Source organism: Halonatronum saccharophilum DSM 13868, assembly GCF_000517025.1.
Classification (GTDB): Bacteria; Bacillota; Halanaerobiia; order Halobacteroidales; family Halobacteroidaceae; genus Halonatronum; species Halonatronum saccharophilum.
Genome location: NZ_KI912095.1, coordinates 593,481 through 614,558, shown reverse-complemented (window position 1 = coordinate 614,558; position 21,078 = coordinate 593,481). Strand labels below are relative to the sequence as shown.

General features: G+C 33.0%; 15 protein-coding genes, 4 tRNA genes and 2 rRNA genes. 20 read left to right on the top strand and 1 reads right to left on the bottom strand.

The window, feature by feature from the left end; translation table 11 throughout:
- From HALSAC_RS0110255 to HALSAC_RS0110205, 11 genes are all read left to right on the top strand, one after another.
- Window positions 1–78 (top strand): 23S ribosomal RNA (locus HALSAC_RS0110255); the annotation flags it as partial.
- A gap of 122 nt (window positions 79–200) precedes the next feature.
- Window positions 201–317: ribosomal RNA gene (gene rrf / locus HALSAC_RS0110250) — 5S ribosomal RNA — on the top strand.
- Between the two features lie 100 nt (window positions 318–417).
- A tRNA-Gln gene (locus tag HALSAC_RS0110245) sits at window positions 418–492 on the top strand.
- Window positions 493–594: 102 nt separating this feature from the next.
- Window positions 595–670, top strand: a tRNA-Glu gene (locus tag HALSAC_RS0110240).
- 288 nt (window positions 671–958) lie between these two features.
- Window positions 959–1,043 (top strand) — tRNA-Tyr (locus HALSAC_RS0110235).
- A 5-nt stretch (window positions 1,044–1,048) separates the two neighbouring features.
- A tRNA-Gly gene (locus HALSAC_RS0110230) sits at window positions 1,049–1,124 on the top strand.
- Window positions 1,125–1,272: 148 nt separating this feature from the next.
- Window positions 1,273–1,650, top strand: a complete 378-nt coding sequence (locus HALSAC_RS0110225) for a cell division protein ZapA (RefSeq protein WP_027340198.1) — start codon at window positions 1,273–1,275, stop codon at window positions 1,648–1,650.
- 15 nt (window positions 1,651–1,665) lie between these two features.
- Window positions 1,666–2,139, top strand: coding sequence for a CvpA family protein (locus HALSAC_RS0110220; protein WP_211231335.1), 474 nt, complete (start codon window positions 1,666–1,668; stop codon window positions 2,137–2,139).
- A gap of 147 nt (window positions 2,140–2,286) precedes the next feature.
- Window positions 2,287–3,237 carry a Nif3-like dinuclear metal center hexameric protein gene (locus HALSAC_RS0110215; RefSeq protein WP_027340196.1) on the top strand — a complete coding sequence of 317 codons (951 nt, stop codon included), beginning with the start codon at window positions 2,287–2,289 and terminating at the stop codon, window positions 3,235–3,237.
- 88 nt (window positions 3,238–3,325) lie between these two features.
- On the top strand, window positions 3,326–3,814 hold the full coding sequence (locus tag HALSAC_RS0110210) for a thioredoxin family protein (RefSeq protein ID WP_027340195.1): 489 nt from the start codon (window positions 3,326–3,328) through the stop codon (window positions 3,812–3,814).
- 23 nt (window positions 3,815–3,837) lie between these two features.
- Entirely contained in the window at window positions 3,838–6,198 is a 2,361-nt protein-coding gene (locus HALSAC_RS0110205) for an endonuclease MutS2 (protein WP_027340194.1), read from the top strand.
- Window positions 6,199–6,253: 55 nt separating this feature from the next.
- On the opposite strand, the gene HALSAC_RS0110200 is transcribed toward HALSAC_RS0110205, so the two are convergent.
- Window positions 6,254–8,650: a transglycosylase domain-containing protein gene (locus tag HALSAC_RS0110200; protein ID WP_027340193.1), complete on the bottom strand. Its 2,397-nt coding sequence runs from the start codon at window positions 8,648–8,650 to the stop codon at window positions 6,254–6,256.
- Between the two features lie 460 nt (window positions 8,651–9,110).
- Here HALSAC_RS0110200 and tyrS point away from each other — a divergent pair, with 460 nt between their 5' ends.
- From tyrS to HALSAC_RS0110155, 9 genes are all read left to right on the top strand, one after another.
- Window positions 9,111–10,319 carry a tyrosine--tRNA ligase gene (tyrS, locus tag HALSAC_RS0110195; protein ID WP_027340192.1) on the top strand — a complete coding sequence of 403 codons (1,209 nt, stop codon included), beginning with the start codon at window positions 9,111–9,113 and terminating at the stop codon, window positions 10,317–10,319.
- Between the two features lie 47 nt (window positions 10,320–10,366).
- Complete coding sequence (gene yunB, locus HALSAC_RS0110190) at window positions 10,367–11,032, top strand: sporulation protein YunB (protein ID WP_245579461.1); 666 nt, start codon at window positions 10,367–10,369, stop codon at window positions 11,030–11,032.
- 4 nt (window positions 11,033–11,036) lie between these two features.
- Entirely contained in the window at window positions 11,037–11,693 is a 657-nt protein-coding gene (locus tag HALSAC_RS0110185; protein ID WP_027340190.1) for a beta/alpha barrel domain-containing protein, read from the top strand.
- Window positions 11,694–11,974: 281 nt separating this feature from the next.
- A complete protein-coding gene (locus HALSAC_RS0110180; protein ID WP_027340189.1) occupies window positions 11,975–13,018 on the top strand; it encodes an AI-2E family transporter in 1,044 nt (347 codons plus the stop codon).
- A 73-nt stretch (window positions 13,019–13,091) separates the two neighbouring features.
- Window positions 13,092–15,713 (top strand): alanine--tRNA ligase, encoded by a 2,622-nt coding sequence (alaS, locus tag HALSAC_RS0110175; RefSeq protein ID WP_027340188.1) that lies wholly within the window; start codon window positions 13,092–13,094, stop codon window positions 15,711–15,713.
- Between the two features lie 68 nt (window positions 15,714–15,781).
- Window positions 15,782–16,030, top strand: a complete 249-nt coding sequence (locus HALSAC_RS0110170; protein ID WP_027340187.1) for an IreB family regulatory phosphoprotein — start codon at window positions 15,782–15,784, stop codon at window positions 16,028–16,030.
- Window positions 16,031–16,047: 17 nt separating this feature from the next.
- Window positions 16,048–18,201, top strand: coding sequence for a hypothetical protein (locus HALSAC_RS0110165; RefSeq protein ID WP_027340186.1), 2,154 nt, complete (start codon window positions 16,048–16,050; stop codon window positions 18,199–18,201).
- Window positions 18,202–18,310: 109 nt separating this feature from the next.
- Window positions 18,311–19,522, top strand: coding sequence for a cell division FtsA domain-containing protein (locus HALSAC_RS0110160; RefSeq protein ID WP_245579460.1), 1,212 nt, complete (start codon window positions 18,311–18,313; stop codon window positions 19,520–19,522).
- Between the two features lie 17 nt (window positions 19,523–19,539).
- A complete protein-coding gene (locus tag HALSAC_RS0110155; RefSeq protein WP_027340184.1) occupies window positions 19,540–21,060 on the top strand; it encodes a baseplate J/gp47 family protein in 1,521 nt (506 codons plus the stop codon).
- Window positions 21,061–21,078 lie beyond the last annotated feature (18 nt).

The following is a 21,078-nucleotide window of genomic DNA, read 5'->3' as shown; positions in this document are numbered from 1 at the left end:
ATCAGGTAGATAGGCCAGAGGTGTAAGAGTAGTAATACTTTTAGCTGACTGGTACTAATAGATCGAGGGCTTAATCTAGATAAAAAGGTAATCTATTTGTGCAGTTTTTGAAAGTATAAAAATAGTATTGACATTTAATAATAAAAGATATATTATATTAGATGTTGCAAATACTTTTGTACTAACAAAATAAATATAATTCTGGTGATAATTGCGGAGGGGCAACACCTGTTCCCATTTCGAACACAGCAGTTAAGTCCTCCAGCGCCGATAGTACTGCAGGGGCAACCTTGTGGGAGCGTAGGTCATTGCCAGAAGGTAATTAGCTATCAGTTGTCAGCAGTCAGCTATCAGCTAAGGTCTTAATTTTTTAAGTTCTTGGCTGAAAGCTGAAAGCTCATAGCTGAAGGCTAATGTTGGGATGTCGCCAAGCGGTAAGGCACAGGACTTTGACTCCTGCATTCGCTGGTTCGAATCCAGCCATCCCAGCCATAAATAAGTTGACAATTGAAAATTGATAATTGACAGTTAAAGTCAAGAACTTTTAAGATTTTAACTATCAATTGAAAAATATCAATTATCAATTGGTATCCTGCCCCCATCGTCTAGTGGCCTAGGATACTGGGTTTTCATCTCAGCGGCAGGGGTTCGAATCCCCTTGGGGGTACCATATATTTTCGAAATGATTAAAACATTAACATTGATGATTATCTTTCAAAAAAATTTATAGTTTCTACACCATAAAGGGATTTTGAATTTTAAATCCTTGAAAGGGTACCAAATAATTTCATTGGAGTTAAAGGGTAATATTAAATTATTATATTACAAAGAAAGTATGGAGTTACGATACCATAAGATGTTTTTGTTTGTTAAAACATTGAGGGGTACCATATAGTTGTGAGTTGTGAGCTAAAGATTTAAAGATCTTAAGCACAAGGCATATAGCTAAATATAATACGGAGGGGTTCCCGAGTGGTCAAAGGGAGCAGACTGTAAATCTGCCGGCGAAGCCTTCAGAGGTTCAAATCCTCTCCCCTCCACCATTTATGCGAAAGTAGCTCAGCTGGTAGAGCATCTCGTTGCCAACGAGAAGGTCGCGAGTTCGAATCTCGTCTTTCGCTCCATTTTTATTTAAATTAAAAAAATAAAAACCTTGTTATCTTAAGATAACAAGGTTTTTCTAATATATGGGAAGGAGTTTTATATTATTATGGCGAATATATATATTGAGTATTTGGCATAAACTATAAAAACTCGTTGGAGGTAATAGATGTGGATAAGAAAAATTCACAAGATAAATCTCAAGTTAAAGTTGAAATATTGGGCGAAGAGTATAATATAAAAGCTGATGAGTCTTCTGAATATATTATTAATATTGCAGCTTTTGTAGATGAACATATGCAAGAGATTAAAGAGAATGCTCCATCGACACCTAGGAATAGGGTTATATTATTAGGAGCAATGAACTTAGCTGATAAATTATATAAAGTGCAAAAAGAAAATGAGAAAGTAATGGACGATAATAAGAAACTAGAGAATAGTTCTAAGAAATTAATCTCAGAAAATAATAGATTAAAAAAGAAATATCAAGAGATAAAGGATGATTATGATGAATTCTTAGAATTAATTGAGAAGGGAGAGCTAGGATAAGTGGGAATTAGTATTTTGGATATTATTATTGTTGTTGTTATTGCTATATTTATGATTAAAGGATATAGACGAGGGCTTATTAGACAATTAACAGCTATTATAGCTATAATAATAAGTATCTATATAGCAAATGAACAGTATTTAACATTATCTAAAACTTTAATTGAAAAATTTGAAATCTCTAAAGATTTAGGAGATGTTATTGCTTTTGTTTTAATCATTTTTACTGTAGCAATTATTATAAATTATCTAGGATATATTTTAAGCAAGATGGCTAGTTTTATGTTATTATCTTCAATTGATAGATTTAGTGGATTTATTTTTGGTTTCATAAAAGGTCTATTAATTGTTTATATCGTTGTACTGGTCTTGTCTAGGCTTCCTATTCATTTTATTGAAGAGATTATTGAACAATCGTATCTTGCTTCCAAACTACTTATATTAAATCCTTTTGTTGAAGAGCGATTAAGTGAGCTTTCTAGGTGGTAGAATTATTTACATACAATTTTTTTATTATAAAAGAAAGTTCTACTATTGATTGAGAAAATTATTTATTAAGAATCAACTTATAAAGCCTAAAAGCTACTATGTTAAGCTTTTAGATAAATAAAATTAATTGTAATTGGGGGAAGAGTAATGAATTTAAATGATGTTTATCAATTAGCAGTAAAATTAGGAATATCTGTAGATCCAAGAGGTAAAGAAAAGGTTGAAAGGGTATTGGAAAAAAGTAAAGATAAGTTTGATAAACTAAACGATGAAGAGAAAGAATTTTTTGATATGGATAGTTTAGAGAACCCTTATTCTGACACAAGAATTTTAACAGGAGACAAGGAAAAGAAAATTAAGAGAGTATTAATGGGAATTGATATAGATACTAGTGAGGTTTTACTTGCAGATAGATTGAGTGAAAAAGGAGATGGGGTAGATGCAATAATTGCTCATCATCCTGAAGGTAAAGCATTAGCTGCTTTGCATGATGTTATGCATATGCAAGAAGATATTTTGCATGACTTAGGAGTGCCAATTAATGTGGCTGAAGGGATTATGTCTAAGAGAATAAGCCGAGTTAAAAGGGGTATAATGCCAATCAATCACAACAAAGCTTGTGATGCTGCAAGCATTTTAGATATACCATTAATGTCAGTTCATACTCCAGCAGATAATTTAGTTGTAGATTTCTTGCAAAATAAGGTTGATAATGCCCAGATAGATACAGTAGGTGATGTGATAGATCTATTAAAAGAAATTCCTGAATATAAAGAAGCAACTAAGTTAAAGGCAGGGCCAACAATTGTAGTTGGGTCCAAAGATAGAAGAGCAGGCAAGGTTGTAGTAGAGATGACTGGAGGAACTGGAGGATCTAAGAAGGCATTTGAAAAACTTTCTCAAGCTGGAGTGGGTACTCTTGTATGTATGCATATCGGTGAAGAACATCGTAAGAAAGCAGAAGAGAACCATATTAATGTAGTTATAGCCGGTCATATTGCTAGTGACTCTATTGGAATGAATCTTTTTGCCGATAAGTTAGCAGAAGAAGGAGTAGAAGTTCTACCTTGTTCTGGTTTAATTAGAGTTAGCCGATAAATTATTCAAAGACCTTTAATCACTAGATTAAAGGTCTTTGTTTATGATATAATGATTGTAATATATTAAAAACCTTAGGAGGGTGGTTATGATAGACTTAAAGGGGAAGATGAACTTTAGACAGTTCTTAAATTCTTCTAATGAGGAGTTTAGAGAAGAACAATTAAAATTATATAATATAGATCTATTTGATGCTAGTAAAGATATAATAATGAAGGTTGAAAGAGCTGTTGAATTAATAGTTTTTTCTGAGATATACTGTCCAGATTGTAGAATAGTAATGCCTTACTTAAAAAAGATTGAAGAGATCAATGATAATATTGAGATTTCAATATATCCTAGAGAGGGAAATGAGAAGGCTATGAAAGATTATGTTGGAATAGCTAGAATACCTACTGTTATAAAAATTGATAACAAAGAGAAATTAGAAGGAAGATTTATAGAATTTCCAAAAGAAATAAGTGAGACCTTAGATAGGCTTACTGAAGAAGAAAGAGAAGAAGTAATAGATAAATATAGAAGAGGCGAGTATAATGAATTAATAGAGAAGGATTTAATTAATAAGGTTATACTTTAGATTATAGGGGGATTGTATAGTTAATGGATAAGCATGCATTAAAGGTTTTAGAGTTTGATAAAATAAAGGACCAACTTAAAGAGCATATTACATCAGAATTAACGGAAAAATTTATTGATGATTTAGAACCCAAAGGTGATATTAATTATATTAAGGATAGGCAAGAAGAGGTTAGCCAGGCTAAAATGATATTAACTAGAAAAGAAAGACCTCCCTTTGGAGCAATTTATGATATAAGGTCATCTCTAAGTAGAGCTCAAAAGGGTATGGTCTTAAGGGAAGAAGAGCTATTAAATATCTTAAAGACTTTAATAACCGGCCATAGATTAAATAGTTTCTTTTTAAATATAGATGATCAAGATAATAATTTTTATAGAATAATAGAGTTAGCCAGATCTATAACCTTATTCAAAGATTTAGAGAGAAGTATTAAAGGGGCTATAGATCAGCAAGGCCGAGTTAAAGATTCTGCTAGTCCTAAGTTGCGAGATATTAGAAGGAATATGAGAAGGTTAAGTGATGGTATTAAGGATAAACTAAAATCGATTATTAACTCTAGACGCTACCAAAAGTATATTCAAGAGTCGGTTGTTACCATTAGAGATGATAGATATGTTGTTCCTATCAAGGCTGAATATGGAAGTAATTTTCCTGGCATTGTCCATGACCAATCATCTAGTGGGCAGACTTTGTTCATAGAGCCTATGCCAATAGTAAAGATGAACAATAATTTACGAAGGCTTGTATCTGAAGAAGAGGCAGAGATATATAGAATATTAAAGGAACTATCCTCTAAGGTAATGAAGAAAGTAGATCAGATAAAGGGTACTGTACAGATACTAGCTATTTTAGACTTTATCTTTGCTAAAGCAAAGTATAGTATAGAGATAAATGCCTCAGAACCTTTACTAGATCAAGAAGGAAAGACTAAGCTTATAAAAGCTCGTCATCCCTTATTAGATGGTGATGTAGTGCCAACAGATATTAGCTTAGGAGAAGAATTTAGTACCTTAGTGATAACAGGGCCAAATACAGGTGGTAAGACTGTTACCTTAAAGACAGTAGGTCTTTTGACTTTAATGGGACAATCAGGATTGCATATACCTGCTTTATCTGGTTCTAAGCTTGGGATATACAAGGATGTTTATAGTGATATAGGTGATGAACAGAGTATTGAGCAGAGCTTAAGTACCTTCTCTTCACATATGACTCAGATAATTAAAATAGTTAAGAAGGCTAATGAAGGATCGTTAATATTGCTTGATGAGTTAGGGGCAGGAACTGATCCGGCTGAAGGTGCGGCCTTAGCTATGGCTTTATTAGATCACCTCCATAACAAAGGAAGTAAGACTATAGCTACAACTCATTATAGTGAGCTTAAGACCTATGCTTATGGCAAGAAAGGCGTTGAGAATGCTTCTGTAGAGTTTGATGTAAAAAGCTTGCAGCCTACCTATAGGTTGCAGATGGGGCTACCAGGTAGAAGTAATGCTTTTGAAATCTCTAGGAGATTAGGTCTAAGGGAAGATATTATTGATAAAGCTAAAGGACTTTTAACTGATGATGATATAGAACTTGATAAGGTTATAAGAGAGATAGAGAAGGATAAGCAAGAATATAGTAATAAGAAGGAAGAAGCAAAAGAGAGTAGTAGAGAGCTAAAGAGGTTAAAAGAGGAATATAACGAAAAATTAAAAGATTTTGAACAAAAAAAAGAAAGAGAGTTAAGTGAAGCTTATAGAGAGGCAAACAAGATAGTAAAGAGGGCCCAAAAAAGAGCAGAGAATATAATCAAAGATTTAAAAGAGAAGAAGAAATTATCTGATAAAGAGATAGAAGAGGCAAGAAGGTCTCTTAGAGAAGAAAGAAAAGATATATTAGGTGATAAGGAGGACTTGATTGAGGAGTCTATGAGTAAAAAGAAGGCTCCGAAATTAAAGATAGGAGATAAGGTGAAAATTAAGAGTTTGAATAAGAAAGGGGAAGTTTTAGATTTATTTGAAGATAAAGGAGAAGGTCTTATTCAAGCTGGAATAATGAAGGTTAATATTGATTTAAGGGACTTAGAGAAGATAGATGGTGGTTATGAAGAAGAATATCAAAAGACCAATATAAGCAAAATAAAAGGAGCTAAGATAAGAAATATCTCAAGTAAATTGGATCTACGGGGTATGAGAGTCTTAGAGGCAAAGCATAAGTTAGAGAAGTATTTAGATGATGCTAGCTTAGCAAACTTAAATCAACTAGAGATTGTTCATGGAAAGGGAACTGGTAAGGTAAGAAAGATGGTTCATCAAGTCTTAGATAAGCACAGAGGTATAAGAGAATATAGATTAGGAAGGCCTAGAGAAGGTGGGATGGGAGTTACTATTGTTAACCTTTAAAAGTATAAGAAAAAGGCTGGTATCATTAATGATACCAGCCTTTTTCTTATTATAATTATCTACCTCGTAATATATTGAAGAAGTCTAAGATCTTATCTCTTACATCTTCTTCCTCTTCGTCTTCTTCAGGTGGATGAACATTACATTCTTCATCAGGAATAGTTTCATAGATGAAGTTGCCTAGATCATCTGTTAATGGAACCTTTCTATCGTCAAGTTTTCTGATTGGATCTTTATTTTCGTCTACTATTATGCCAGTCTCTACTTGATACTCAATTGTTGTGATTTTTTCTTCTGGACAATACTCTGTAGCTATCATTCCAGTTTCCTTGTCAACCTCCATTGAAGCAGTCTCTTTAAAGTAGTCATCTAGCTCTGTAGGTTCGCTTCCTCTGATATAAAGTTCTTCACTGATTCTATTTTGTGGTGTATAGGGGTTAGGCAGTTTACCACTTCTTGTAGATACCTCTTGTCTAACTATATTATTAGGTCTTTCAAAGTCATTTACAGGTCTACCTCTAACAACTTCTCTCATATAGTCACCCCATAATCTAGCTGCAGTACCACTAGATACAATAGTACTTCCTCCATCTTCATTTTCATACTCCATTCTAGTTGGGGAATCCTCACCTAACCAAATAGTAGTTACAAGATCAGGTGTATATCCTACAAACCAAGCATCGGTATAGTTTGTAGTTGTACCAGTCTTACCAGCAGCAGGGATGCCAAGGTTTGCTCGCCATCCAGTTCCTCCCCATCCCCATCTTTCAGTACGATTAGACACAGCACTTTGTAACATATCAGTAACAAGATAAGCTTCTGATTCATCAAGAACTATATCTCTTCTACTCTCGTTAGACCAGATAACATTATTATTATTATCAAGAACTTCTGTGATAGCAATAGGTTGAGACTTTATTCCACCAGTTGCTAAAGAACCATAAGCGGTTGTCATCTCTAGAGGTGTTACACCTCTAGTTAGACCACCTAAGGCTAGGGCCAAGTTCCTATCATCTTGTGTTAAATTATCTATTCCCATTCTTCTAGCAGTATTCATTGTATTATTAATACCAACTTCATCAAGTAGTTTAACTGCAGGAACATTTAAAGATCTTGCCAAGGCTTCTCTTAAGGTAGTTGGCCCAGAATATTGATCATTATAGTTTCTTGGAATCCAAACGCCTTCATCTGTTGCACTGTCTTCATCAACTTCATCATCAACATCACCACCAACTTCTTCTTCATTAACTAGTGTAGTTCTATATTCTTTGGGAATATCATCAATTATCGATCCAGTTCCCCATCCCTTTTCTGCAGCAGTTGCATACACAAAGGGTTTAAAGGCAGAACCAGGCTGACGTCTAGCTTGAGTAACTCTATTGAACTTGTCATCACCTCTTCCACCGACCATAGCTTTAATATGACCGGTATGTGGATCAGTAGTTACTACAGCTAATTGAGGCTGCTCCTTTCCTTCACCAGCAGTTCTATCTACAGTAGGAATATAAGAGTCCAAAGCTTCTTCTATAGCTTGATTAGCTTTCTTTTGCATATCTAAATCTAAGGTAGTATGAACCTTTAGGCCTCCAGTATAAACCATTTTAGAGCCAAACATATCTATGATTTGTCGTCGAATGTGTTCAACAAAATAAGGGGCTATATTATCATTATCTTCTCTACCCCTCTCTAAGTTAATTTCTTCAGATCTTGCTTCATTAGCTTCACCTTCAGTAATATAGTCAAGTTCTACCATTTTGTTTAAGACAATATTACGCCTTCTTGTTGCAAGGTCTAGATTTCTATAAGGCGAATAAGCATTTGGTGCTGGTAGTAAACCAACAATAAGAGCTGATTCCGATAATGTCAGATCTTCTACACTCTTATTAAAATATAGACGAGCAGCACTCTCTACTCCATAGGCACTATGACCTAGAAATACTTCATTCAAATAAAATTCTAAAATCTCTGTTTTGGTATACATTCTCTCAAATTGCATAGCAATATACATTTCTTGTATCTTTCTTGAGAAGAGTTTTTCGTGAGTCAACAAAGCATTCTTGGCTAATTGTTGGGTGATTGTACTAGCACCTTCAACTTTACCCATATTTTGAATATTAACAGTAATAGCCCTCATAATCCCTCGTATATCAACACCATGATGTTGGAAAAACCTCTCATCTTCCATAGCTATGACTGCATTTTTTAAATGATCGGGGATATTATCTATAGGAACATATATTCTATCTTGCTGATATAGTCTGGTTAAGATTTCCCCATTGGATGCATAGATTATGGTACTTTCATTTGTCTTCCATTGACCATAATCAGAAATATCAGGGCTTTGTTTGATTATCCAAGCAACTCCACCGATTATTACACCCATTGATATAGCAAAGACTAAAATAATTGATACTATTATTAATTGTGTTTTTTGTTGTTTTTTATTTGCCAATTTAATGATCTCCTTTCGTAGAATTTAATAAAATTAAGAATCGAAATGATCTAAAAATATGAATTCTATTAATTATTATAACATAAAATAAACGTTATACATAGTAAATTCCCTTTTTCATTGAATATAATACGTTAATAGTTAAATTTTCCATAATTGATATTGTTAAATAGATATGGTATAATACAAGCAGTTGATTTAGAGGTGTTCTATTAAGAAGTTTAATAAGTTAAGAATCTTTATTACTAGTGATGAGTAATCAGTAATGGGTAATGAGTAAAACTTTAAAAGCCCAGAAATTCTTTATTCTTAGGTTTTGATCTTACTGATTACTCTTTACTGATCACTGATTACCAGTTGCACAAAGTGCAACTATATTACCATACAGTATCAATACATATAGTTAAACTTGATATATAATGAAATTTAAAAACTATTATAATTGTGGAGGGGTTAGGCGATGGAAATTAATGAGCAGTTAGAAATAATAAAAAGAGGAGTATCTGATCTTATTGGGGAGGAAGAATTGGTTAAAAAGCTTAAAGAGGGGAGACCATTAAAAATAAAGTTAGGTTTAGATCCAACAGCACCAGATATTCACTTAGGTCATACTGTTGTATTACAGAAATTAAAGCAGTTTCAAGATCTAGGACATGAAATATATTTATTAATTGGAGACTTTACAGGTAGAATTGGCGATCCAACAGGGAAGTTAAAAGCTAGAGTACAGCTTACTGAAGAAGAAGTAAAGGAGAATGCAAGAACTTATAAAGAGCAGATATTTAAGATATTAGATCAAGATAAGACTACGGTTGTATTTAATAATGATTGGTTTTGTAATATGAGCTTTAGTGATGCAATTCAATTATCATCTAATTATACTGTAGCTCGTATGCTGGAAAGGGAAGACTTTTCAAAACGTTACCAAAATAATCAACCTATTAGTATTCATGAGTTTTTCTATCCGATCTTACAAGGTTATGATTCAGTAGCTATTGAAGCGGATGTTGAACTTGGAGGTACAGATCAGAGATTCAATCTTTTGGCAGGCAGAAATTTACAAAAAGAGTATGGGCAAAATCCACAGGTTGTTATAATGATGCCTTTATTAGAAGGGTTAGATGGTGTGGATAAGATGAGTAAGAGTAAAGGTAATTATATTGGTATTGATGAAGAAGCTAGTGAGATCTTTGGAAAAACTATGTCAATGCCAGATGAGCTTATTACTCGATATTTTGAACTTTTAACTGATATAACTATGGAAGAGTTAGAGAATATTAAAGAAGGCTTAGAGCAGGGCCAACTTCACCCAATGAAGTTAAAGAAGAGGTTGGCTAGAGAGATAGTCACAAAGTATTATAATGAAGAAGAAGCTGTTAAAGCTCAAAGTCAATTCGAAAAGGTATTTAAAAAGGGAGATTTACCTGATGATATACCTGAAGTTGAGATAAGTAAAGATAATCTAGAGGACGGCAAGATGTGGATAGTTAATTTGGTAGCCGCTACAGGTCTTGTAGATAGTAATAGTCAAGGTCGTAGAATGATTAAACAGGGAGCCGTTAAAATTGATGATCAAAAGCAAGATAAGGTGAACTTAGATATAGAAGTGACTGATGGTATGGTTATTCGTATTGGAAAAAGAAGGTTTGCTAAGATAATTTTAAATTAAATATTATGCACAGAACCACCTTCTAACTAATATAATAGTAGGGGGTGGTGAATTTGTTTTCTTCTTTTAAAAAGTTTATAAAATTTATTTCTTTAGTAATAATAATAATAATGGTTATACTTATTCTAATCGTAGAGAGTACTCTACAGCCAATTTTGCATAATGTTACTGAAAATGATGTTACCGGAATGTTAACAGGTATAATCAATGAAGCTATTAATAAGGAGACTAAAAACCTCTTGTATCATGATCTTGTAAATATTAAGACAAATAATGAGGGACATATAATATTGATGCAACCTAATTTACAGATCGTCAATGACCTTTCATCCAACATAACATTAGAAGTTCAAAGTCTATTAGAAGATATAAATAATGTTAGAGAGATAGAGATTCCTGTTTCTCAAGTCTTTGGCATTGAAGTTTTGTCAAGGTTTGGTCCATCTATTACAGCTAACATTCTCCCTTATGGTTCTATTAGAAGTAATGTAATAGATGATTTTCATTCTGTAGGGATTAATCAGACTAGGCATAAAATTTATTTAGAAGTAGCAACCAAGGTTAAGGTTGTTGTCCCTATGATGAGTACAGATATTGAAGTGAGAACAGAAATTCCTTTAACTGAGGCTGTTATCGTTGGTCAGGTGCCACAGGTCTATGTGGGACTAGAAAAAGGCGTCTTTGGGGAGGGGATAATGCAGAAGAGGGAGTGATACTATGAATAATAGTGTAATTAAGGTTCAAACACCTTTATATAGCAAATGTATTGAAGTGCCTAAGGTTATTCAAAAAGCTAGTGGCATATATATATTAAGTCGCTATATTAAATCCATTGTTTTTACCACTGATGTTGTAGTAATAAAAAATAATAATGCTGATGCTATAATGGCTGTTTATCCTTTTACTCCCCAGCCTATTCTGTCACATGCATTAGCTACTGTTGCTAATATGCCTTTAATGGTTGGTGTTGGGGGAGGGACTACTACAGGAGATAGGGTAGTTGAGGTTGCTTTGGATGCAGAGTTTCAAGGGGTTTTAAGTGTTATCTTGAATGCTCCTATTGATAATGAGACTTTAATGGCGGTAAGAAAAGCTATTGAGATTCCGATTATAGTATCTGTTGTATCAACTGATTGGATAGAAGATAGATTAAAATATGGAGCCGATATTTTAAATGTATGTGCAGGAAAGGATACAATAAAGGTTATTAAGTATATTAGAGATAGATATCCAGATGTCCCTATTATAGCTACAGGAGGGCCAACAGATGAAATAATCGAAGAGACTATAGATGCTGGCGCTAATGCTATCGTTTATACCCCTCCAACTACAACTCAATTAATGAAAGATTTAATGGAGACATATAGAACATAAAAAAACAGGCGAGAGCCTGTTTTTTTATGTTTAGCTATGAGTTTATTAGTGATGAGTAATCAGTAATGGGTAAAACCTTAAAAATAGAAATCCCTTTATTCCCTAGAGTTCAGAAGATTTCTTAATATTTTAGTCTTATTCATCGCTCATTATTCATTACTAGTTGCACGAAAGTGCAACTACATTACTATACATTTTCACTTTTAGATTCTCTATCCTTGTGGGTTAATAAACATTCCTTGTCTTGGGCATAATAAGATAGCTAAAGAACTAAGTCTGGGGTGATAAAGCTGAATCAAGAGGATAAGAGAGTAATGTTCTTTTTAATTATTGCTTTAATATTCTATTTGTTATATCAGGTTAGGATTATTTTACTTCCCTTTATATTGGCTATCTTATTTGCATATTTAATAAATCCTTTAATTGAAGACTTTGTAGAGGATGGAATAAACCGTTTAATCGCTTTGATCTTTGTCTTTTCTTTATTGATATTATTAATTGTGACTATGTCTATTATAGTTGTACCAGCAATAATTGAAGAGTTGGAGTTACTTATTAATAGATTGCCTAGGTATGCTAGAGATCTAGAAGAGATTATTATTGATCTTAATAGGAGGTATAGGCAAGTCAATCTTCCTCCAGTAGTAACAAATTTAATTAATAGGACTATTGATCGTGCAGAGGAGGTTGCTTTAATTCTTGTAGAGAGGACAAGTGGAGTAGTTATTGGCCTCTTTTCTAGACTGTTTTCTTTGATAATAGCCCCTATAATATCTTTTTATATATTAAAAGACTTAGATTACTTTGAGGATAACTTATGGTCACTAATACCTCAAAAAGACCGTGAGGGTGTAGAAAGGTTGTTGTCGAGAATAAATAAGAGTATCTTTGGGTTTTTTAAAGGGCAACTAACTGTCAGTTTAATAGTAGGGTTAATGGGAACAGCTGCTTTATATTTTTTGGGAGTAAAGTTTTATTTGATTATTGGCCTACTATTTGGAGTCTTTAATCTGATTCCTTACTTTGGCCCGATAATTGGATCATTGCCAGGAATTATAATAGCTTCTTTTAGTTCCCTTAGGTTAGGTTTGATTGTAGCTTTAGTATTCTTTCTAATCCAACAGTTAGAAAGTAGTATTATTGCCCCAAAGATAATGGGGGATAGAGTTGGTTTACATCCAACTATTATAATTTTTGCTCTATTAGCTGGAGGAGAGCTTTTAGGTATTGTTGGAATGTTGATTGCTATTCCAATTGCCGCTGTAGTTAAAGAGTTTTTAATATATCTATTATTTGAAGTAGTCATCCCAGTTGACAATAGATAGCATTTTTAGTATTATATAATTTAAAGTTTAAAGTAGTTAAAGTATCTTTTTTAATAAATTAGGGGGTTTTGAAATGAAAAGCAGTGAGATAAGGCAGAAGTTTTTAGAATTTTTCGAAAGTAAAGGTCATAAAGTATTACCTAGTGCATCTTTAATTCCTAAGGATGATCCAACATTATTATGGATTAATGCAGGGATGGCACCTTTTAAAGCATATTTTGATGGGAGCGCTACTCCCCCAAAAAGAAGGGTAAGTAATTCACAGAAGTGTATACGTACAAATGATATTGAAAATGTAGGAAAGACTGCAAGACATCATACCTTCTTTGAAATGTTAGGTAACTTTTCTTTTGGAGATTACTTTAAGGAGGATACTATTAAGTGGGCTTATGAGTTCTTAGTTAAAGAGCTTGAATTAGATAGAGATAAATTGTGGATATCTATTTATGAAGAGGACGATGAAGCTTTTGATATTTGGTATAATCAAGTAGGAGTAGATAAAGAGAAAATAGTTAGAATGGGTAAGGATGAAAATTTTTGGGAGATTGGGACTGGCCCTTGTGGACCTTGTTCAGAGATTCATTATGATAGAGGAGTAGATTATGGTTGTGGTGATGATTGTAAATTAGGTTGTGATTGTGATCGCTATTTAGAGATATGGAATTTGGTATTTACTCAGTATAATAAGACTGAAGATGGAGAATACTTAGATTTGCCTAATAAAAATATAGATACAGGAAGTGGGTTGGAGAGATTAGTTTCTTTATTGCAAGATGCTCCAACAAATTTTGAGACTGATCTATTTATGCCGATGATCAACTTTATTACAAATAATTGTGATGCCAATTATGGTGATTCAGATGAGGCGGATATGGCTATCAAGGTTATTGCTGATCATATTAGAGGAGTATCCTTTGCTATTTCAGATGGTGCCTTACCATCTAACGAAGGAAGAGGGTATGTTGTTAGAAGAATATTAAGAAGAGCAGTTCGATATGCTAAAGTTTTAGGTCTAGAGACTCCTTTTTTGCATAAACTGGTCCCAGTTGTGGTAGATGTAATGGGTGGTTATTATGGAAGTTTAAAGGATAAAGAAGGGCAGATTAAAAAAATCGTTAGACAAGAAGAGTTGAGATTTCAAGAGACTTTAGAACAAGGGATGAATATTTTAGAGGATATAATTGCAGAGTTAAAAGAAAAAGGTTTAGCAGAAATCCCTGGAGATAAAGTATTTGCATTATACGATACTTATGGCTTTCCTAAAGAGTTAACAGAAGAGATAGCTTTAGAGAGAGGTTTTGAAATTGATAGTAAAGGCTTTGTTCAATCTATGGATGAGCAGAGAAAGAGAGCAAGAGCTGCTAGAGAAGATTATGATAAAGATCATAGCGAAGTAGAGCTATTTAAAGAAATTCGTAAAGAGGTTGGTAACGTAGAATTTATTGGATATCAAGAAAGGAAAGCTGAGGCTAAAGTTGTATCCTTAGTAAAAGAGGGTGAAAAGGTAGAGGTTATTAAAAGTGGAGAAAAGGGTAAAGTAGTATTAGATAAAACACCTTTTTATGCAGAGGGTGGAGGTCAGATTGGTGATAAAGGTGTTTTAAGTAAAGGTAATTTAAAGGTAAGGATTTTAGATACTAAAGAGGTTGCTGAGGTTATAGTTCATCAAGTAGAAGTGTTAGAAGGAGAGTTAGTGGAAGGATTAGAGGTTGAAGCTATAATCGATGAAGTCTTAAGAAGAGATATAACAAGAAATCATACTGCCACTCATCTTTTGCATAAGGTTTTAAAAGATCTACTAGGAGATCATATAAACCAAGCTGGATCTTTAGTAACTTCTGAGAGGTTACGTTTTGACTTTTCTCATTTTGAAGCCTTAAGCAAAAAAGAATTAGAAAAGATTGAGGATAAGGTTAATTCTAAGGTGTTAGAGAATTTAGTTTTATCTATTAAAGAGATGACTTTAGATGAAGCAAAGGCTCTAGGGGCTACAGCTTTATTTGGTGAAAAGTATGGTGAAGGTGTTAGAGTTGTTGCAGCTGGTGATTATAGTATAGAGTTATGTGGTGGTACTCATGTTCAAAGAACTGGGGAGATTGGTTTATTTAAGATAGTAAATGAATCGGGAATTGCTGCGGGAACTAGAAGAATAGAGGGTGTAACTGGTAGAGGTGCTTTAGATTATATTAAAGAGCAAGAGGGTATCATAGATGAGTTAGGTAATTCTTTAAGGGCCAACCCTAAGGAGTTAAAAGGAAAGGTTGAAGGTTTACAAGGAAAAATAAAAGATTTAGAAAAAGAGATCAACAGATTAAAGGATAAGTTAGCTTCTTCACAAAGTGGAGACTTATTATCAGAGGCTAAGGATTTAAATGGAGTACAAGCTATTATTCATAGCGTTGATAGTTTAGATGCAGATGGATTACGTAAAATGGGAGATAACTTAAAGGAGAGATTAGACTCTGGAATTATTGTTTTAGCTTCAATCTTAAAGGAGAAGGTTATCTTTGTAGCAATTGTAAGTGATGACCTTGTTAAGGAAGGCTATCATGCTGGTAAGATAATAGGTCAAGTAGCTAAAGTAGCTGGAGGCGGGGGTGGTGGACGCCCTAATATGGCTCAAGCTGGAGGTACTAAAGTAGATAAGGTAGAAGATGCTTTAAGAAAAGCTGAAGAGCTTATTTCTTTTAATTAAGAGGAGAAAAGAGATGTATAAAGAATAGTTATAATAGGAAAACTACTAACTAATATAGAGGTGAAAAAATGAGCAATTTTGATAAAACAATGATGTTTAGGATGGGTAAGGATGATGATAGTGAAGTGGCTAAAATTCTTAAAGAGGTTTATAGTGCCTTAGAAGAAAAGGGTTATAATCCTATTGATCAGATTGTGGGGTATATATTATCAGGAGATCCAGCTTATATTACCAGTCATCAAGATGCGCGAAGTAAGATGAGAAGGTTTGAAAGGGATGAAATAATTGAGGAGCTTGTTAATAGTTATCTTGATTAATAACCTGGAGTGATATAATGAAAAGAGTTGTTTTCCTATTATTTTTGGTGATTATAATTTCAAATCCAGCTTTTGCTCAAAGTAGTGAAGGAAGATTTGTAATCTTTTTAATGGATGGAGTAGATATCTTTGAATTAAGGGAGGTAGAGACCCCTAATTTGGATATTTTGATAGATGAAGGATCAATAGCATTAATGAATACAAGGACAGCTGGAGGTTTAGATAGTGAGGATGCTTACCTAACAATTGGTAGTGGTGATAGAGCTTTAGCTGGAAAGATGGCTCATTTGAGCTTTAATAAAGATGAAGACTATTTAGGTTTTAAAGCTAGTCAGGTCTATTTAAGTAGAGTTTTAAAGGGGAGTTTAAAAGGAGAGGTTTTAAACTTAGATATCGCTAACCTGGTAGCTTTAAATAAGAGAAATGATTATAGACCTAAGGTAGGAAATCTAGGTGAGAGGTTAAAAGAATCTGGATTTAAAGTAACTGTTTTAGGAAATGCAGATTTTTTAGATGAGAAGCGAAGAGGTGCAACTTTAATTGGAATAGATGAAGATGGAGTAGTTTATCAAGGGGATGTTGGTCAGATGATGAAATTATCATCTGATCAACATCCCTCTCTTCATATAACTAACAAGAGTTATCTTTTAAAAAGGTATAATGACTATCTACCAAAGAGTGATCTTTTAATAATTGAGTCAGGAGATACCTCTAGAGTTGAATCAGTAAAATCTTTAGTTATGGAAGATAGATTTGATAAGGAGAAGGTAAAAGCTATTAAAAGGGTTGACAGTCTCTTAGGTCATATAGTTAAAGAGTTAGATTTTAATAAGGACTATATTATGGTCTTAACCCCAACTTTATCAAAGCAAGCAATTGCAAAAGGAAATAGGTTAGGATTTGTTACTTTAGTTGGCCCAGAGATAGAGAGGGGGCTTTTAAGATCCCCTACTACTAAGAGAGCTGGAATTGTAAGCAACTTAGATATTTCCCCTACAGTTTATAGTTATTTATTAGGAGAAGATAATAGTAGTTTTACAGGTAGTAAAATAGGATATATAAAGAGTGATAAGGGCTTAGATTACTTAGAAGAAATAAGTCATTTAGTCAATAGAACCTTTAGGTTAAGGCCCACATTGATAAAAGGTTTTATTATATTACAGATTATACTGTTAGCGTTAGTTGGTCTTATGCTAATTGCTAATGGTATGCTTCCAAATTTTATTAAATTAAATATCAGTTGTTTTATTATAGGGATTTTATGGATACCTCTATTATTTTTGCTATCAAGTTTTTATATTATGAATAATATTTTTATTATGGGGATATTATCGATTTTATTGACTGGGTTTTTAGCTTATTTAACTAGAGGATACTTTAAGTCTAAGTTGGCCCCTTTATTAATCTCTTCATTATCTATAACTATTATATTGATAGTTGATATAATCTTTGGTTCTAATCTTATTAAAACATCTATCTTGGGATATTCTCCAGTTATTGGAGCTAGATATTATGGAATTGGAAATGAATTTATGGGAATTCTAATTGGTTCTTCGATAGTATCTTTAACTATGGTTAAGGATTTTTTCAATTTGAGTATTAAGTTAATTGCTATTATCCTAGTATCAATTAGTATCGTAATTGGTCATCCTTTATTTGGAGCCAACTTTGGTGGCTTGCTTACTTCTACCTCTGCTTTTCTTTTAATATATTTCTGGTTAAAAGGATATCAATGGGATTTGACCTTGGTTTTAAAGTTCTTATTTATAATTTCTATAATTGTATTAAGTATAATATCGTTAGATATAATAAACTTTTTTGGTGAGCAAAGCCATATCGGTAGAACCCTATCACAGATTAGAAGTGGTGGTTTGGGAGAAATATTAGTAATTATTTATCGTAAGTTTAGTATGAACCTTAAATTATTAAGGTGGACTATATGGACAAAGGTTTTAATCGCTTTTATTATTATAATATTTATATTGTTAAAGAATCCTAAAGGAAGAATTGAAGAGATATTATTTGACTATCCAAACCTAGGGATTGGTTTAAAAGGGGCTATTATTGCTAGTCTTATCACAATGATAGTAAATGATTCTGGTGTTGTAGCTGCAGCAACCCTCTTGTTCTTTCCTGTCTTTGTTCTTGTTTATTTAGTAATCGAAAAATAAAGATAACACAAAAGAGGATTTGATACATTTATGTATAAATATGTAATAACAAGGGGAGGTGGTTCTTATCCTTAAGCCAATAAAAAATATATTAAAAAAGGATAAAAAATTGGAATATCAATATAGAATTGCTTTAGATATTGGAACTGAATATGTAAAAGCAATTATAGTAAGGTTTAATGAGAATAATTCTAGTATAATTGGATATGGTAAGGTTAAACAAAATTATAATAATATGGAAGGTGGAGCTATTTCTAATATTGAAGAGGTAATAAAGGTATGCTATGAGGCTATAGAGAAGGCAAAGGAGATGGCAGAGGTTAATCCTAAAGAGATAGTTATGGGTATAGCAGGTGAATTTGTTAAAGGGGTTATAACTCATTTAAGTGAACAGAGATCTTTTCCTAAGAAGAAGTTAAAAAGGAAGGAGATTGATAACCTAGTTAAAAGAGCTCAAAATGAAGCTTTATCTAAGGCTCAAGATGAGCTTCTAGTTGATATGGGATTAGATGATGTAAGGGTTGAATTAGTAAACTCTTCAATAGTAGAGATGAAAGTAGATGGATATAAAGTAAGCAACCCGGAGGATTTTCAAGGAAAGAATCTGGAGGTTAGTGTATTTAATACCTTTGCTCCCTTAGTTCATGTTGGTGCTTTAGAGACTATTGCTTTAAGGTTGGGTTATAAGTTAGTTGGTATAATTGCAGAGCCCTTCTCTATTGCTAAGAGTATTATGAGCAATGAAGCATATGAGTTTGGGGCTATTGTTATAGATATTGGTGGTGGGACTACTGATATAGCTTTGATTAGAAATGGAGGCATAGAAGGTACAAAGATGTTTGCTATGGCAGGAAGGGATTTTACTAAGAGCATTGCAAGGAGTTTTAATTTATCATTAGATAGGGCAGAAGCTCTCAAGTTAGCTTATTCTGAAGGTATTATAGATGATACTGGGGGGGAGATAAAAAATGCATTAAAAGCAGACCTTGAACTCCTTTATGAGGGCATAGAAGTAGCTTTAAATAAATTAGCTAAATCAGAGGCTTTACCACAGAGAATTTATCTATGTGGAGGTGGTAGTGCTCTAACTGATCTTTTTGATGGTATGGTTAGAAGAGAACTTTACGAGAGTTTACCTTTCTTTAAAAAGCCTGAGATTAGGCTATTAACAGCTGAAGATATTGTTGGTATAAAAGATAAATTAAGCTTTTTAGTTGGAGCTGAGAGTGTAACACCTAAGAGTTTGGCTTTACAAGCTACTAGGATTGAGGAAGTAAGAAATGATAGTATCTGGGACAAGCTAGTAAGTAATTTTTCATAGGACAAGGGGGAAGAAGAATGGAGAGTTATAAGAAAATATATATGGATCCTGATGAACCTTTGAATGCTTTATTAAATAAAATTAAAGGTGAGCAAGGAGATGGGTTGATAATTATCATACATAAACAATCTCCTATCTTTTCAGGGCAGATTAATATTGAGTTGATTAAAAAGTATAGTCAAAGGTGTAATAAAGAATTAATTTTTATAACCAATATTAAAAAAATAGAAAATATATTATTAAAGGCTGGGTTTAAAGTTTATGCTAAATTAGAGGATATAAAAGCAGAAAGTTTAAGAGAACAGGATAAAGAGGGTAAAAATAAAGAAACTCCTTTAGATAAATTAAAGGGTTCTAAGTTTCAAAAAAGATCTAAAAAAAGAAAGAAAAGAGGAGGGAGGCTTAAAAATAAGCTTATACTCTTTTTTGCTTTCTTTATATTGGCTACTTTATCTTGGGTCTACTTTGCTTTGGCCAATATTGAGGTGGAGGTAGCTCCTGTATCTAAGGAGATGAGTTTAATAAGTGAAATAATTGCTGTCAATAATTCTGAGATTAAAGATAAAAGTTTAAATAATATAGATCTTATAGAACAAGAGGTTAATTTTAGAAAGGATATATCTATTGAGACTACAGGTGCTAGGACGATTGGGTATAAGAGTGCTCGGGGTATAATAACTATTATTAATGATGAAAGGGAGGAAGTTCGTATACCAAAAGGAACATTAGTTGCTACTAGAAATGGTACTAGATTTAGAACTTTAAGGGGTGTGGTGGTTCCTGCTGCAAGAGTTGAGAGGTTTATGGATGTGGTTATAGGTATAGAGGCAGGAAGAAATGAAGTTGAGATTGAAGCAGTCGAGAAAGGGGCAGTTGCTAATGTGAGTCCAGGTAGGATAACTGAGTTTGTTAACTCCTCTTACTCAGTTAGAATAATTAATTCTGAGCCTACAAGGGGTGGTGAAGATAGAAAGGTAAGGGTAGTAAGTGATGAGGATTTAGAAAGGGCGTTAGAGAAAGCAAGAAGAGAATCATTAACCGAGGCTGAAGAAAAATTAGTTGCTAGCTTTGGCCCTTCATTAATATTCTTTAAAGATAATTTTAATGTAAGCAGTCAAAGTTTTAATGCAAGAGGAAGAGTTGGGGATATAAGAGATGAATTAGTAGTAGAATCAAAAGTGAAAATTAATGGATTTGCTATAGAAAAAGAAGGATTAAAGGATTTAGTATTTAAATTATATAATGAGGGGCTAAAAGGTGAATTTATATTAAATAATCCTCAAATAAGCATTAGAGATTTAAGGGTGGATAAAGTTGAAGATGGAAGGGTTGAGTTTGTAGTTGAAAGTACTGGTTTAGTGCAAGGTAATATTGATTCAGATATAATTATAGATAAGATAGTTGGAAAGAGTGTAGAAGATGCTAAGGAGTTATTAGATGGTATGAGCCAGATAGAGAGCTATAGAATAAGACCAGATAATCAAGTTAATTTACCCCAATTTAGATTTGGTATTAACTTAACAGTAGATAAGGATTAGTTTAAGGAGGTAAGGGTT

Coding starts and splice junctions, on each gene's coding strand:
- HALSAC_RS0110215 (WP_027340196.1), top strand. CDS start 2,287: ATGAATTTAAATGATGTTTATCAATTAGCAGTAAAATTAGGAATATCT.
- HALSAC_RS0110210 (WP_027340195.1), top strand. CDS start 3,326: ATGATAGACTTAAAGGGGAAGATGAACTTTAGACAGTTCTTAAATTCT.
- HALSAC_RS0110205 (WP_027340194.1), top strand. CDS start 3,838: ATGGATAAGCATGCATTAAAGGTTTTAGAGTTTGATAAAATAAAGGAC.
- tyrS (WP_027340192.1), top strand. CDS start 9,111: ATGGAAATTAATGAGCAGTTAGAAATAATAAAAAGAGGAGTATCTGAT.
- HALSAC_RS0110185 (WP_027340190.1), top strand. CDS start 11,037: ATGAATAATAGTGTAATTAAGGTTCAAACACCTTTATATAGCAAATGT.
- alaS (WP_027340188.1), top strand. CDS start 13,092: ATGAAAAGCAGTGAGATAAGGCAGAAGTTTTTAGAATTTTTCGAAAGT.
- HALSAC_RS0110170 (WP_027340187.1), top strand. CDS start 15,782: ATGAGCAATTTTGATAAAACAATGATGTTTAGGATGGGTAAGGATGAT.
- HALSAC_RS0110165 (WP_027340186.1), top strand. CDS start 16,048: ATGAAAAGAGTTGTTTTCCTATTATTTTTGGTGATTATAATTTCAAAT.
- HALSAC_RS0110155 (WP_027340184.1), top strand. CDS start 19,540: ATGGAGAGTTATAAGAAAATATATATGGATCCTGATGAACCTTTGAAT.